The sequence below is a fragment of the Acidobacteriota bacterium genome (genome assembly GCA_016715115.1).
GTDB lineage: Bacteria > Acidobacteriota > Blastocatellia > Pyrinomonadales > Pyrinomonadaceae > JAFDVJ01.
In genome coordinates, this window is sequence record JADKBM010000004.1 from 470854 (window position 1) to 485638 (window position 14785).

The 14785-nt window shown below is 53.1% G+C and carries 12 protein-coding genes; all 12 read right to left on the reverse strand.

Annotation, left to right across the window (positions count from 1 at the left end; all coding sequences use genetic code 11):
* Nucleotides 1-5: 5 nt before the first annotated feature.
* A complete protein-coding gene (locus tag IPN69_04310) occupies nucleotides 6-509 on the reverse strand; it encodes a damage-inducible protein DinB (protein ID MBK8809937.1) in 504 nt (167 codons plus the stop codon).
* A gap of 96 nt (nucleotides 510-605) precedes the next feature.
* Nucleotides 606-2501, reverse strand: a complete 1896-nt coding sequence (locus IPN69_04315; GenBank protein MBK8809938.1) for a hypothetical protein — start codon at nucleotides 2499-2501, stop codon at nucleotides 606-608.
* 44 nt (nucleotides 2502-2545) lie between these two features.
* A complete protein-coding gene (locus IPN69_04320; GenBank protein MBK8809939.1) occupies nucleotides 2546-5275 on the reverse strand; it encodes a hypothetical protein in 2730 nt (909 codons plus the stop codon).
* A 17-nt stretch (nucleotides 5276-5292) separates the two neighbouring features.
* Nucleotides 5293-5631 (reverse strand): response regulator transcription factor, encoded by a 339-nt coding sequence (locus IPN69_04325; GenBank protein MBK8809940.1) that lies wholly within the window; start codon nucleotides 5629-5631, stop codon nucleotides 5293-5295.
* A 496-nt stretch (nucleotides 5632-6127) separates the two neighbouring features.
* Complete coding sequence (locus IPN69_04330) at nucleotides 6128-6781, reverse strand: response regulator transcription factor (GenBank protein MBK8809941.1); 654 nt, start codon at nucleotides 6779-6781, stop codon at nucleotides 6128-6130.
* Nucleotides 6781-9774 (reverse strand): hypothetical protein, encoded by a 2994-nt coding sequence (locus IPN69_04335; protein ID MBK8809942.1) that lies wholly within the window; start codon nucleotides 9772-9774, stop codon nucleotides 6781-6783. The genes IPN69_04330 and IPN69_04335 overlap by 1 nt, the downstream gene beginning before the upstream one ends.
* Nucleotides 9775-10170: 396 nt before the next feature.
* Nucleotides 10171-11019, reverse strand: coding sequence for a sulfurtransferase (locus tag IPN69_04340; GenBank protein ID MBK8809943.1), 849 nt, complete (start codon nucleotides 11017-11019; stop codon nucleotides 10171-10173).
* 11 nt (nucleotides 11020-11030) lie between these two features.
* Nucleotides 11031-11945, reverse strand: coding sequence for a class A beta-lactamase, subclass A2 (gene bla, locus IPN69_04345; GenBank protein MBK8809944.1), 915 nt, complete (start codon nucleotides 11943-11945; stop codon nucleotides 11031-11033).
* Nucleotides 11946-11985: 40 nt separating this feature from the next.
* Nucleotides 11986-12393 (reverse strand): PIN domain-containing protein, encoded by a 408-nt coding sequence (locus IPN69_04350; GenBank protein MBK8809945.1) that lies wholly within the window; start codon nucleotides 12391-12393, stop codon nucleotides 11986-11988.
* A 6-nt stretch (nucleotides 12394-12399) separates the two neighbouring features.
* The gene (locus tag IPN69_04355; GenBank protein MBK8809946.1) at nucleotides 12400-12813 is read right to left on the reverse strand and encodes a DUF1778 domain-containing protein; all 414 of its coding nucleotides are present in this window, start codon (nucleotides 12811-12813) and stop codon (nucleotides 12400-12402) included.
* Nucleotides 12814-12989: 176 nt separating this feature from the next.
* Entirely contained in the window at nucleotides 12990-13592 is a 603-nt protein-coding gene (locus tag IPN69_04360; protein MBK8809947.1) for a hypothetical protein, read from the reverse strand.
* Between the two features lie 268 nt (nucleotides 13593-13860).
* Nucleotides 13861-14715 carry a hypothetical protein gene (locus tag IPN69_04365; protein ID MBK8809948.1) on the reverse strand — a complete coding sequence of 285 codons (855 nt, stop codon included), beginning with the start codon at nucleotides 14713-14715 and terminating at the stop codon, nucleotides 13861-13863.
* Nucleotides 14716-14785: the final 70 nt, after the last annotated feature.

A 14785-nucleotide genomic window follows, 5' to 3' on the forward strand; every position in this document is an offset into this window, starting at 1 on the left:
CGATCTTAAGTCGGATCGATCCGAGTCGCCCGGATCAAGAAGTCCGTCGCGGGCGCGCCGGAGATGCCGAGGTTGTGCGCCATCGTCACGATCTGGCCGCGATGATAGGTTGCGTGATGGACGACCTGCTGCAGATACTCGTATTTTCTGAGATCACAATTCAGCCAGTCATTGTCGATCCGCAGGCGCTTTGAAAGATCGTCGTCGGACAGAGTCTTCACAAATTCTGCGAGCTTCAGCGAATTCGATCCGAGACCCACGCAGATCATCGCGCGAGTCGGATCTTCGATCTCCCAAACCCTGACGAAATCCTCGGTTTCGGCGACGACTCCGTACCAGTATTCCTGCGCTTCCCAAATATGTTTGAGCGTTTTAATGATGCTCGGACAGCTCGACTGAATTTCACGCGCAAGCACCTCGTCCGGCTGCTGAGCGAGCCAATCAAGATACAGTCCGTTGGCCCAGCAGTTGAATTCGACAAGTTCAGTGATCAGGTGACGGAGGCTCATAATTCAGATTTCGCCCGAATTCGACAGTCTTCGGCGACACCCGAATTATGCCACACGGCGCGAAGAGATCGAATCCTCCGCGCCGCGTCGCTTTATCTACGGAGCGCATTTTCCGCCTTGCGGATCGAAGAGCGTTCCCCAAACCTTGAAACAAGGCTGCGGGTTGTCGGCGAAATTTCCGGGAAGCGTCGTCGACCAGATGTCATTTTTCACGGTGGTACTTCCTTGAATCGCGATTGTGATCTGCATCCCTTGAGAAACGACTTTCGGGATCGCCAACAATCGGAGTTTGCCTCCAAGCCCGTTGATCATTCCGGTCGAAACCGTTTTCGCCATCGGGATCTTTTGGCCGCCGATCACCTCATCGACAAAGTAAGTGACGATCATCTGGGCATCGTAACCCGCTTCGTTCTGAAATCTGATCAGCCGCGTCTCGACCGAAGTGTCGCCGACGACATCATCACAGGTCGAAGCATTTGGACTGATGGATGTTCCTTCAATCTTGTAGCAGAGTTCTCCGGTGAAAGAACCGGACGCGGTCATCGTTGTCACCAGCCTTCGGGTTCGATCGATGCCGTACGCCCAGATTTCTACTGAAACGGGAGATTTCGAAACGCCGATCGGAATTTCGATTGACTCTGTCTGCGTTACCTCAATGTCGTTGGTTGAAACCTTTTTGTTCTGGTCGTAAATGGCCACCAGCTTCGCGGTAGTTCCCGAGTTGTTCCAGAACTTGATGGTTCGGGCCGAACTGCTGATCGAACAGGGGCTCACTTTGGGTGTGATGGCACTTCCCCAAACCTTGTAGCATCCCGAAAAAAGGTCGCCAACTCCTAAACGGATTTCTTTCAATTTAGGCTCGTCGGCGGTGACGCCGTTGATCGTCAATGTCATCGCTCCATTGGCCGCGTCGCGGGGACGATAGACCTTTCGTTCCATTCCCAACACGGTGTCGTCGGTTCTTATCGCTTTTTTGGCGGTGTCCGTATCGCTTGTGATCTGCGTATAATCGAGTTTCATATACGACAGGATACCGACCTCATTTCTGAAGGTTACGTAATCAGCTTCGACCGCCTGCGTGGTGGCGCACGGCTTTGCGGTCGGCTTATAGGCCGTTCCGCCAACTTCAAAACAGAGGTTCGATGAGTTCGCCGCGATGGTCGCACGATAAATCAGCAGATCCCAGAACCCGCCCAACCCGCCGACCTTCATCGTGATCTCGACCTCAAGCTGTGTTCCGGGTTGAATCGCCGTTCCGAAGGTGACGCTCGGCGAGGCTCCGCCGTCGACCCATTTGATCGATTTCACAGGCGTGTTATCGAAGACCTTTCTGTCGGCTCTGTAAAGATTTATCGTGGCGTTGATCGCGCCCGTGTTTCGAAGAGTCAACGTGCGGTCGTCGACTGAGTTTTGTACTTCCGTCCTGGTGTACTGTTTCTTGACCCAATAAAAGCCGTTCGACCAATCGATGCGCGAGCCGTCGGATTTGATCGTGCCCGTCAGTTTCCACGTCCGCACGTTGAGCTTGAATCCATCGAGACCGACGGTTTCCTCGCTGCCGTAACCGTTGTTCAGAGTGACGCTCGAACCCGTTTGAGTGATGACTGCGTCTTTTTCGTAGGGCAATCCATTTCCGTCATACATCGCCCAATTCCCGCTCAGACCGGAGGGAGTCGGCTTCAAAGCGGACGGCGAACATGCCGGGATTGCTTCATTCCAGGCTGTCCCGGCCGCGATTTTGTCGCGAAAGCAACTGATCGTTTCAATGGGGTTGGTTGTTCCGCGGCAAAGATTTCGAATGTTGCTTTCGCTCCACGTCTTGTTGCCGAGTTTGTCGTAGGCGACTCTACCCTGCACCAGAGTGAAGCAATCCTGTTCCTCGGTCGTATAGTTCTGGGCGTTTGCCGCCGCGTGGGCGAACAGCAGTACCAAAAGCGGCAACATTAGCTTGAAAATGTCGAAAAAAAGCGGTCTTTGATCAATTTTGTTCATTGTTCTTCTCCTGGATTCCGGAATTTCGGCGTATGTCGAAACTGCTACTGTCCGGTTGTCAATCTCCACAGATTAAGCGACGAGTCGATTCCCCAGCGGGTGCCGTCGGAGTCGACGGCGAATTCGACGTATCTGCCGGCCATCCCCGTCGGGTCGCTGGCGATCAGCCACGAGTCGTCGGACTCTCTCGTCCACCTTTTGCCGCTGTATTCGACAATCTGAACGGTGTTGGAATTCGGAAGGGCGATCACCTGCCGGGCGCTGAGCGCGCGTCCGGGAGTCCATCCGGAACCCGTCCAGCGTGCGACCAAGCCGGTTGTCGTCGTGACCCAGACGTCTCCGTTCGCAGCGACCGCGATATCGGCCGCCGGAGCGTCTCTCATTCCCGGGATCTCGGTCCACGAGCCCCCGTTTCGACTGAAGACCGCTCCGGTCGAATTCACGATCCACGGATTTCCCGCGCTGTCGACCGCAATTCGCACAGCGCCGCCGTCGATCGGCGTCCAGCCGGAGCCGTTGAACCGGTAGATTCCGTATCCGCCCGGAACCGAGTTTGTCCCGATGATGAATACGACGCCGTTCTTTGCGTCAACGTCGCGCGCAGATCCCAGAATCTTGGGACCGGACGTGTTTGTCGACGGAACGGACGCCTGCCTGATCCAATAGAACCTGATGTTCCAGTCGATCCGCGTGCCGTCGGCCGAGACCGTTCCGGTCAGCCCGTCTGACGTCGTAATCGTGGCGCCATTCAACACAGCCGTTGAATTTGTTCCGTAACCGTTGTTTATTGACAAGTTGCTGCCGCTTTGTGAGATCTTGGCGAATTTGTCGAACTTGACGCCTTTGTCGTTGTACATCTCCCAGTCTCCTTCGAGCTTGAGTCCCGTGGAAACCGGCCTATCCGGGACGGGCATTTTGTTGACCCGTTGGGTTTGTGATGAGCTGAGTGCGGCACATTCCTGAGTCGCCTGCGACCAGCCGACCTGCGGCATCTTCTGGCTGAAACAGGAAATCGTGGCCGCGGGATCGGTCGTTCCGCGACAGAGGTTCTTGATGTTGTTCTCGTTCCAAACCTTGTTTCCGGCCGTATCGTACGCGACCTTGTTTTGAACCTGATTGAAGCAATCCTGCTCGTTTTGGGCGACGTTCGAATTTGACGTGATCGGGGCGGAAGTGCTGATCTTCGGCGACGATCCCAACGGAATTCGTCCCGTGCATTCCGCGATCGCGTTCGGCGGAGTTATTTCAGTGATCTTCAGCGTGTAACAGAAGACTCGTGTGTTCAGTTCCGTACTGCCGCCGTTGCACAGACCGGTCGCGATGTTCTCATCGAAATAGTTCTTGTACTTGGGAAGGGAATTTCTCATGTCCTGCAACTGATTGCGGCAGAGCTGTTGCGCTTCGGCGGCGGTCAGAACCTTCGGTACGACCGGCGGCGGTACGACATAGGTCGCGACCGGCTTTCCGTCGCAGGTTCCGCCCTGCGGACTGAAGATCGTCCCCCAAGCTTTGAAACACGGATCACTTGTCAGATAGCCGGCAAAGTCACTGATATAGAACGTTTCCTTGACGGTACCGACGCCGATCAGAAATACTTTCGGATCCTTCGTGTTGTTCGGAATCTCGATGGAACTGTTTTGTCCGACGGGCATATCAGGCGTAGTGATAAGTCTCGGAATCGGAAAGCCGCCCGGTCCATTTTCGACAATTTGAACCATCATTCGGGCGACGTATCCGGCCTCATTTCTGAAAGTGATCTTGCGGGTCGAAACTTCCCCGGTCGGGTTGAGCGTGACCGGTTTTCCTCCTTCGATCCAATCGTTGAGACGAAAGTACAGAGGCCGAACGAGCTTCGGACTCTCGATCTTGATCGAGTGCAGAAACCATTTGCCTCCTGCCGGCAGCGTTACTGTGATGCTTCGGATGTCCATCGGAGCTTTGTCATAGAGCCCGGCAAAGTCTGTTTGATTTCGCTCAAATGGATTCCCGGGTATCATCTTGGCCAGATCCAACTGGCTGAAGACCTGACCGCCATCGCCGTTCAGCAGAATATAGACGCTTGAATTCGTTCCTCCGAAATAGACATCGCCGGTTTGGATGCTGAACCGGTAGTCTGTCAAATTCGGATTCGGGTCAACCTGAAACGTTTGATTGAGCGTATCGGCCCGAAACCACCTGTTGACATCGCGGTTGATTTCCCGGCCGTCGCTCGAAAAATCCAAATGCTGGAGAAACCAGTTCGGATACCAGTTGTCGTGATGGAGCGTGATCGAGGTCACTCTGCCGACATCGTTTGCATAGATTCTGAACGGGATCGCCGAAAAACGCTTGAACGGGTTGTTAAGCTGATGTTTCCCGATCCAATTCTCCTTGTCGGTTTCCGCGAAGTAACCCTCGTTACCCCAGGTGACGACGATCGAAGGCGTGTTCGTGTTCAGATCGAGACAGCCGCTATTCGGATTCTGATCGTCCCGTCTGAGCGAAAGGCCGCCGGATACCAGGATCTTGCTGGTGCTTTTGTTCTCTCCGTTGATCGTGACATAGACATCGCCGTCGGCTTCCGCTCCGTCCAGATCTCCGGTCGTGAGAGTGAAGTTGTAAACGCGGCAGGCGTCCGACAAATTGAGCTTTGGAAGGTCCGCGCCTTTTGTGATCACTGACAGATCCCGTTGCCCGAAGGAATTGCCCGACAGCAATGTCAAAATTGCCAGCAATCCCATTACCAGGAAAGTTCCCGAAAAGGCCTTCAACAAATCGTTCTTCAAGTGTTTCATTTCGATTGCCCCAATACTCACGCAAGAATTTCTTCCAGTTCGAATAAGTTATCCTTCAAGACAAAGCCTCTCGCGCCGACCGCGAAGGCTTCGCGGCGGATCTCCTCATCGTCAAACGCGGTTACCATGCAGATCCTCGCATCAGGAAATTCGGCGATGATCTGCCGAATCGCGTTGATGCCGTTCTGCCGCGGCATCTCCCAATCCATCAGAACCCAGTCAGGAAGATGCTTTCGGAATTCCGGGAGCGCCCGGAGCCCGTCAGCACATTCGTGGACCTCGTTCACCGAATCAGGGAGATAATCGCGCAGAAGCGCACGTACCTTTTGATTGTCGTCAACGATCAATACCTTCATTACACGATCGGCTACGTATGGGAGAATATGATGATAGGAAGATCACTTGAATACGCAGTCATACGAGAAAGCCGTACGTACCATTACGCATTTATCGACCGAATCGAACCTGCGTACGCAAGGACCTCAGGCTCGTCGAGTCGGTTGGGACTCCGTAATCCCAAATCTCAGATCTGAGATTTTCAGAATCTTCCGGGAAGGTTTTGGATCTGAGATGTGAGATATTTTCGATTTTCGATTTGCGATCGTTTCTCGAATCACGCGCGCTGCCAGATTCTGCCGATCTCCGCGTTGGACAAAACCGCATTTTTCAACTACTTAAACAGTTGACTCTACTCGACTTATAATTGGACACTAGTGATGTGAGATTTGAAATTGGACCCGGAATCGCGTCGACTTCACGTCTCTCGTTTGAAACGATCGGAACCGCGATTCTTCGGCAAAGATAATCGGCGTTTACGAGGGAATTGGTATCTGATTGCGAATGTCTAACTTCTCAAAGCAGCTTCGAGCGGTTCTGCAACGCGAATTTGTAGAGCGAATGGGCACCGTGAAGATCGAGTTTCTGGCAGATGTTCTCACGGTGCTTATCGACCGTCCGCGGACTCACGAAAAGCCGTTCGGCGATCTCTTTTGTTGTCAGATCTTCCGCGATGAGTTTGAGAACACGGCGCTCGGACGGTGTCAGATCGTTGATCGACGGTTGCGCCTCGGCAAGTTTGATTGCCCTACGGCTGCGGTTGATGAGGAATGAAGTCAACGCGTGGCTGGTGTAATAGCTGCTTGAGGCGACCGCTTTGAGACAATCAACGATGTCGCCCAACGCGCTGTCTTTGAGGACAAACCCCTTCGCGCCGAGGTCGATCGCTTCGTTGAATATGTCTTCATTGCGGTGCATCGTCATAAAGACGATCTCGGTCCGCAAATTCCTCGATCTGATCTCGCGGGCGACTTCAAAGCCGTTCATTTCCGGCATATCGACGTCGAGGATCGTCACCGCCGGATCGAATTCCTCGATTGCACTGAGCGCTTCACGTCCGTTGCCGACCTCAGCCAGGACGACAAAATCGCTCTCATCTTCGATCGTCTCGCGCAGGCCCTTGCGCACGATCGGATGGTCGTCAGCGATGATGATCGTCTTGTTTGCCATTAATCCATTCCCGTCGGGATCCTGACATCGATCCCGGTGCCTTCGCCGATCGCCGAATCGATCTTCAATTCACCGTTCAGCAGTAGTGTGCGCTCCTTCAGTCCGACAAGTCCGAGTCCGTTTTTCGCCGCCGCCGGATCGAATCCCCGACCGTTGTCCTTGATGCGTATCGACACGAGCGTCCCGGCTCGTTCGATGATAACCGAAACTCTTGTCGCGTGCGCGTGCTTGAGGACGTTGTTGAGCGATTCCTGAACGATCCGATAGACGCAGATCTCCTCGTTCTCGGAGAAAACGCCGTCGACCGAATCGATCGCGCTTTCGACCTCAACGACGTCTTCGACGCTCTTGAGCATCGAGTTTATCGCCTTCGTCAGACCGAGCCGGTCGAGAAGTTGTGGGCGGAGATTGTTCGTGATCTCGCGGACCTCTTCGAGCGCCTGCGTTGCCGATTCCGCGATCTGATCGAACTCTCTTTCGGCTCTTTCACGGTCGCCGCCCTTCTTGATCCCGAGCATCGCGCGGTTCTTGATGATGACGAGATTCTGGCCGAGCCCGTCGTGGAGTTCGGCGGCGATCCGCTTGCGTTCCGCTTCCTGATTTTCGATCAACTGCCTGGAAAAAACGGTCTTCGCCTCCGCGACCTTTCTCAAATGCGAAACCCGATTTTGATAGATCAGCCAGACGCTAAGCGCGATTGCCAGGGCCAACAGGACGCGGAACCACAACGTCTGATAGAAATACGGATGAACGACGATCGTGACCGTCGCGCCTTCGGTATTCCACACGCCGCTGGCATTGGCGGCGATGACCCGGAAAGCGTAGCTGCCGGCGGGCAGATATGAATAGTTCGCGGTTCGCGTCGTTCCGGCTTCGACCCACTTGTCTTCAAATCCTTCGAGCCGGTATCTGAATTTCGTCTGGGCCGATTTTGTGAGGCTCAAACCGGTGAACCGGATCTCAAGCGACGTCTGATCAGGTTCGATCTCGAACTCCGACCGGGAATTCGGCGACGCGGCCTTGCGATCGACCGCGATGTCCTCGATGACGACCGGCGGCGGCGCCGGATTGACACGCTCGGCCCTCGGATCGACGATCGCGACGCCGCCCATCGTCGCGAACCAGAGCTTCCCATCCCGGGTCTTGATGGCCGCCGGGATTCGTCCGCCGTTGCATTCGGCGTTAAGCATTCCGTCCTTTTCGTCATAGGAAACGCTGTTCAGGTTTGGGATCTTGCCATCGGCGAAGTCGTTCAGTTCCTGTATCGCGACACGATGGATCCCGCGATTGCTCGACATCCAAAAGTTGCCGCGGCCGTCGTCAAGGATCGCGAAGACGCCGTTGTTGAATAGTCCGTGCTCGACCCGGTAATTGAAAAATCTCCCGTCCTTGTAACGGACCAGTCCATCGCCGTAGGTTCCGAACCAAAGGACTCCGTCCGCGTCTTCGTGGATCGCCCGCACGAATCCTTTCGGACTGTTTTCGTCGTCGCCGAAGTTGGTGAATTTTCCGTCCTTGAAAAGCGACAGGCCGTCATAGGTCCCGAGCCAAAGGTTTTGTTGGTGGTCGAAATGAAGCGTGATGATTCTGTCGTTGTGCAGCCCTTCTTTGGTCGTGAGGTGCGCGATCTCTTTGTCGTCCCTGAATTCGAGCAATCCTTCTTCGGTGGCGATCCAGACGTTGCCCGAGCTGTCGGACGCAAAATCGGTGGCGCCGTTGGGCAGATCCCTGATCCCGATCCGCTTGTACGAGTCGCCGTTTCCCATCCGTCCGAAACCGCCCTCGCCTTGATAGCCGAGCCAGACCCGCCGCTCAGGATCCTCCCACAAACCGCGCATATTAAGCGGAAACTTGTTCGAGTATTTGAGTCCCAGATCGATGATCTTACCGTTTCGAAAAACATTCACTCCCTGCGGCAACCCGATAAGAACATCTCCGTTCGAGGTTTCGAGCAGCGGATACACCTCGTTGCTGACGAGGCCGTCCCTGGTCGAAAGCGTGGAGACCAACTGCGGCCGCAGACGCCGCAAACCGGCTGTCGTCGCCACCCAGAAATTGCCTTCGCGGTCGGCCATTCCCTGTGTCGCATTGACCGACTTGCCGAGATCGAACGCGGTGAACTGCCCGCTGCCGAACTTGACCAACTGCCAGTCGAGACCGCGCGTCGTGTCCGGATTTCCAAAAACGAACCAGACATTTCCCTCGGCATCATCGAAGATCACGTACGGCGTGAGATCGTTGAGCGCCGGGATATCGGAGGCCGTAAAGACCGAAACGGCTCCGTCGGCGAGCCGATAGATCTTATCCTTGATCGCCAGCCACATTGCGCCGCGGGCATCTTCAAGATAGCGAAAGCCGGCGTTCGAATTCAGATACTCAGGCGCCAGGTTGATGGCATACTGTGTAGTCTTTCCGTCGATAACGCGTTCGCCCGAGCCCGTTCGGAAGATCCATTTCGCACCGGATCTCGGCGCGTAGATACGTTTGACGTTTGGTTCGTAGGGATCCGCGGCCGGCACGAATTCACCGTCTTTGAGATAATAGTTTCCGCCAAGGGTTTCGATCAGGGCATTCCCGTCGGCATCGTGAACGATCGATACCGAGCTGCTCGACGTCTGAGGCGATTGATATGTCGCGAAAACGCCTTCGCGGTAAACCGTGACCGCGCCGTTCTCGGTCGCCGCCCAGATAGTTCCTGCTTTGTCGACAAGAAGCCTTGAGAACCGATTGTTTGCAATGCCTTTCGTGTTGCCCTTGTCGAAGATCGTGAACCTGACGCCGTCGAATCGGGCCAGTCCGTCGAACGTCGAAAGCCACAGATAGCCGTCAGGCGTCTGCGCGACGCCCGTCACCGTGTTCTGCGGCAACCCGTCGGCGGTCGTCCAGGTATCAAATCCGTATTGTTGGGCGAAAACGACGGACGAAAAGCCGACGGCGAAACAAATTACGATCGCCAGTCGTCGCAGACTCAGCTGTGTCGGCCGTGATGACATTCGGGTGACGATATTAATAGCACAAATCCGCGTTACTTGCTCACTGCAAGAATCCTCTCGATCGCGCTGATCGTATCTGCCTGAAATTCCGGCTCGATGGTTTAGTTGATAGCCTTTGCACACTCGGCTTTTGCTTCGTCATCGCGCCCCAACTCTGAGCGTATCTCCCAACTCCGTTTGTTCATACGCCGAATCCGGTGCGAGAAAGACAGTCGCTTTCGCTTCCGTCAACGATTCGTCGTTTTTTCCTTTCGCGCGCAAGTTCTGGGCCCTTTGCATCCGCTGCCGATGCCGACGCGAAATCGAAATGGCCTTCGAAGACAAAGCCCCGCGGGCGTTGATTCTTATCGTTCTTGCTTCCTTACATCAAAAACGGACGGAGTTCCCGCCAATGACTTAGGCAATTGAGCGTGGCGACCGCGGGCGATCGCTGCGTGACCACTCGCTCCACGAACCGACGTAGAGTTTCGGAATCTCAAATCCCGCGTAATCAAAGGCGAGGATCGTATGGCAGGCGGTAACGCCTGAACCGCAATGTACGATCACATCGGATGGCTTCCGATCCGCCACGATTTCCGCATATTTCTCACGTAATTCCTCGGGCGACCGGAAAAAGCCGTAATCGTCAAGGTTCTCAGCAAACGGCACGTTGACCGCACCCGGAATATGCCCCGCGATCAGATCGAGCGGTTCCCTCAGACCGTCAAACCGATCCTTCTCTCTGACATCGATCACGAGAAAATTATCGACTTGTCTGGCTCTTTCAACTTCATCAATACCGGCGACCGGGAGTTTCCAATTTGCGATTTTGTACTCGCCGACTCTGTTCGAAGTCTCATCGCCCGAAATGGTTGGAAAGCCTGCATCGACAGCCGCGTCATATCCGCCGTCCAACAACTGAACTTTTTCGTGTCCGGCAGCGCGGAGCATCCACCAAAACCGGGCCGCGGCATTCGCACCACTTTTGTCGTCATATGCGACCACGTGGCATTCAGGCGAAATTCCCAGTCTTTGCAGCAAATCGGCAAAATCGCCGACAGAAGGAAGCGGGTGGCGTCCGCCGTCGGCCGGATCGGGCTTGATATCTGCGAGATCCGTGTTCAGATCAACGAACAGGGCTCCAGCGAGATGTTCGGCCTCATAACGGTCGCGCGCATCGGGTCCGGTTCGGACGTCGATCAAGACCGGATCGCTCAGCGATCCGAGCTCCGAAGCGTGAATCAATGGAGAAAGCTTTTGTGCCATATTGATCAAAACTATTTCGTTTTCGCCAGAAAATAATCCCAGGCGGCCTTGGAAATATCGGCGATTATCTTCTCGTTCGCCGCGAAGTCTTCCTTCGATTCCGTAACAAAAACACTGATGAAATAGTGCTTTCCGTTCGGCAAAAAGACGATTCCGATATCGTTGACGGCGGCAGTGATCCCGGATTCCTTATTCGTTCCCGACCAGCCCGTTTTGTGGGCGACAACGGTTCCCGCCGGCAATTGTCCTTTCAGACGATTTGCGCCGGTTGACGTTTCACGCATCACTCTCCAGATAAACTCGTGGCTTTTGGCCGAGAGCAGTTTCCTTTTGTTGTCGTAAAAGGCTCTCAGAACATTGCCCGCGGCCTTCGGGGTCGTCCAGTTCTCGAATTGCCGGTTCCAATTTCCCTGCATCACCTCTTCGTTGATCTTGATCGAGATGTTATCGAACTTGTTGCCGGCAAAGTAGTTTTCAACCGCAAGCGGTCCGCCGACCAGTTTCAGCAGCACGTCGCAGCCGACGTTGTCGCTCATTGAAACCGTATATTCAAGAATCTCGGCGACCGAAAGCGTCGTGCCTTCGGGGTATTTTTCCCTGATCGGACTGTAAAGTCCCGGCAACAGTTCGCTTTTCTTGATCTCGATCTTTTGATCGAGCGAGAACGTGCCTTTGTCGATCTCAGCAAGCATCTTCAATCCGATGGGAAACTTGAAAACGCTCTGCATCGGAAATCGCTTGTCACCGTTGACCAGAACAATGCTCTTTCCGCCCGCGTCAGAGATCGAAACCCCGACAACGGCCTTCTTTGTCGAGACTATCTCCTCGATCTGCCTTCGCAACGTATCTTTGCTTTGTGCGAAAGCCTGAGTCGAGAAAATTAAAAGAATTGTTGCGGTTAGGAATAATATCTTCGTCATATTCATACCGTTACGCGATGATCGCGATGCGGGGCAAGGAAGTGAATCAAAGTAGAGTCGTAAATCCCTCTTGCGTGAAGTGGTTATCGTGAGTCAAGACACTTTGAAGCCCCATCTCTTTCATAATCGACATCGAAATGCAATCGGTCAAACTGTAACCCTTGTCGTCGCGCATACGATACAATTCCAAACCCCTGACGAACGATTGGTGCGATTGTTCGATGACCTCGATTTTTGGATGAACGGAGACTTGCTGGCACATCGCACCGACGATTCTTCGGTGGCGTTCTCCTGAGTTGGAATAATAGTTCAAAAACTCAGTCAGAACTTCTTCGGTTGTTACCAACGAAATTTCAGGATTTTCCTCGTTGAATCGTTTCGCCGCGTGGTACCAGTGATCGCCGGGATTAGCGAGGGCGATCCAAAAAAATGCATCCGCAAAAACCTTTTCCATTGAGGCTTACTTTTTCTTTTTCGGCGACCCGTAGAGATAATGATCGTGATTTTCCGCTCCGTCCGGCGGGAGCAACTGCCACTCTTCGAGGGCAATTTCATTGCTCAGAACTTCAAAAATGGCTGCGATCGACTGCGCTTTCGCCGCACTCTTCGCTTTCCTGAGATCTTTCACCGTATCCACTGCACGAACAACTTCGTCGTCATCGAGAGCTGCCAGAAACTGCTCATATTTTTCACGACTGACGACAAAATTCGCGTTGTCCATTTCAAGTGCTTCGGCGGCTTCGACGGCGTGTTCTAAAACAAATTCGCTGATAGTCTTATTGCTCCGCTGCGCCGCACGCGAAATCAATTCTTTTTGCTTAGTCGTCGCGCGAATGCTGAAGCGATTTTCACGATTTTCTTTGGTGGTGATCATACTTAAAAACTTCCTCCAACGCGTGTGGGTGTACAATGTCCATCCAAATTATCAAATGTGACCGCGGTTTTGTCAATTGTTGAAAAAAATGGCACGAATCTGCCTCTGCCGAACCTTGATTTCACACGGTTCGCAATCGCCCGAGTCGAGAAATCCGCGGTCTTGAAAATCGCGGATCAATTCTGGCTGGTCTCCTCAGTATCTTCGTAATCGGAAGGATCAAAATCGGCAATATCGACTTTCCCGAAATCCTTCGGCGGTGTCTTAACCGTTTTCTTGAGCGTTTCGTTCATCGGCCTGACGTTGTGATAGGACGTTGTTTCGATGCGGACCAATTGCCAGGTTTTGTCGATGCGCGAATAGTTGAACTTGTAATCGGCCGTCCAGCGCCAGGCGCTACCGCCGTAGTGATTGACGGTAAAGGTGTTGCGGCCGACAGTGATTCCCGCGAAAGGATCCCCGAAAACACCGCCGCACTGCGAACACATCACGATCCTGTCATTGCGTTTCGCTTCGGACAATTTGTTGTTCTTGTCGCGAACAAGAATGATAAGCGGGCGTTCCGCCTCGGTCTCTTCGCCCTCGGACTTTTCCGGTTCCAAAACCAGGATGAAGTCCTTTCTTCCGTCGCCGTTCAAATCAGCCGTTTCGATGGCGATCGCTTTCATTCCCTTTTCGACAAACGGCTTGACATCGGCCGGAACCTTGACCGCGTTGTCCTGTGCTACGGCGACGATCGCCGAAAGACAAATCGTCAACAATATCAACGTTGATTTCATAACTTTCTCCGAAATTCCAGTACCATTCTTGTAAAGCAATTTCCAAATTATACACGAGATACCGACCGAACAATTCGACAAAGAAAGATAGGTGTTTGAGAAGCGCACGGCCCGGGACAAATCGGGGAACGTTGCCATCGACAAAAAATTAGATGCATTCCAGGACGGCGATATGTCGCCGGTGAACCCGAACGCCCATGGCAGGCTCGAATGGGCGCTCACGCATCGAGTCGGATGCGAGTGCTCAAACCATAAATCGACCTGATGTTCAGTTTGTTACTCGAACAAGCTCAATTGTTAAAGTACTTTCGTCAATATTTGTATATTCCAATCGAACAAATCCGAACTTGCGGTTGAAATAGCCTTTTAGCAAAGCGCTTCCCACGCGATTTGTCGCTTTTGATTCGATAACATAACAGTCTAGCTTTCCAATAGAAGTTTTGAGCCTGACTCTTTTTGTAATTTGATAAACATAGCTGCCGGTTAACGTGCCCTCATACTCGACGAATCTCGGATCCGACCATCTTTCCTGAATATCCTCAAGTTTCCATTTCCATTGCTTCCCGATTTTCAGGGGAAATTTTACAAACGGAAACGGACTTAATTGCGTCACAGAGAACATTTTGGCTCGGAAAGGGTGGATCCAGAGATTTGCCCGATTTTCCGCAAGCCCGGTTGTCCCTTCGACTAACAGGCTTTCATCTGCCGAAAAATAGCGCTGCTGGATAACGGTTTGGCTGTAATCAGGAAACAAACTTTCCAGTCCCCCATAGCCGTCAAGTACCTTTATTCCGATGAACTTAATGGTTAATGAATCCGCGTTCTTCGGATCAACAAAAGTCCATTTTTTTCGATCGCTATCACCTCGTTCAGGAATTCTGCAATACGAACTTTCGCCGTTCTTGCTAAATGTGTAGGAAAAGAGGAACTCCCTGCCCGGCCGGTAGATCTTGTTGTCCCGGTTAAAGAAGTTTTCATCGGTATTTGACGTAGCCGGAACTTCAAAATCGAGTCCATTCCAGTTCTTAAATTGTGGAAATGCTGCGCTTGAGACCGTCAGCATCAAGACAAACAATGAGATTATCTTCCGGCTCACTGAGCCTCTTCGGTTCTTCTTAATCATCGCCAAATCGCATATCTTTAACGTCATCTTTTGCAATCCGTGTCTTTGGCAACCTTGCCGGAATCCGTTT

Bases quoted from the DNA above. Each gene is read 5' to 3' on its own strand.
- IPN69_04310 (MBK8809937.1), bottom strand. From the start codon at position 509: ATGAGCCTCCGTCACCTGATCACTGAACTTGTCGAATTCAACTGCTGG.
- IPN69_04315 (MBK8809938.1), bottom strand. From the start codon at position 2,501: ATGAACAAAATTGATCAAAGACCGCTTTTTTTCGACATTTTCAAGCTA.
- IPN69_04320 (MBK8809939.1), bottom strand. From the start codon at position 5,275: ATGAAACACTTGAAGAACGATTTGTTGAAGGCCTTTTCGGGAACTTTC.
- IPN69_04325 (MBK8809940.1), bottom strand. From the start codon at position 5,631: ATGAAGGTATTGATCGTTGACGACAATCAAAAGGTACGTGCGCTTCTG.
- IPN69_04330 (MBK8809941.1), bottom strand. From the start codon at position 6,781: ATGGCAAACAAGACGATCATCATCGCTGACGACCATCCGATCGTGCGC.
- IPN69_04335 (MBK8809942.1), bottom strand. From the start codon at position 9,774: ATGTCATCACGGCCGACACAGCTGAGTCTGCGACGACTGGCGATCGTA.
- IPN69_04340 (MBK8809943.1), bottom strand. From the start codon at position 11,019: ATGGCACAAAAGCTTTCTCCATTGATTCACGCTTCGGAGCTCGGATCG.
- bla (MBK8809944.1), bottom strand. From the start codon at position 11,945: ATGAATATGACGAAGATATTATTCCTAACCGCAACAATTCTTTTAATT.
- IPN69_04350 (MBK8809945.1), bottom strand. From the start codon at position 12,393: ATGGAAAAGGTTTTTGCGGATGCATTTTTTTGGATCGCCCTCGCTAAT.
- IPN69_04355 (MBK8809946.1), bottom strand. From the start codon at position 12,813: ATGATCACCACCAAAGAAAATCGTGAAAATCGCTTCAGCATTCGCGCG.
- IPN69_04360 (MBK8809947.1), bottom strand. From the start codon at position 13,592: ATGAAATCAACGTTGATATTGTTGACGATTTGTCTTTCGGCGATCGTC.
- IPN69_04365 (MBK8809948.1), bottom strand. From the start codon at position 14,715: ATGATTAAGAAGAACCGAAGAGGCTCAGTGAGCCGGAAGATAATCTCA.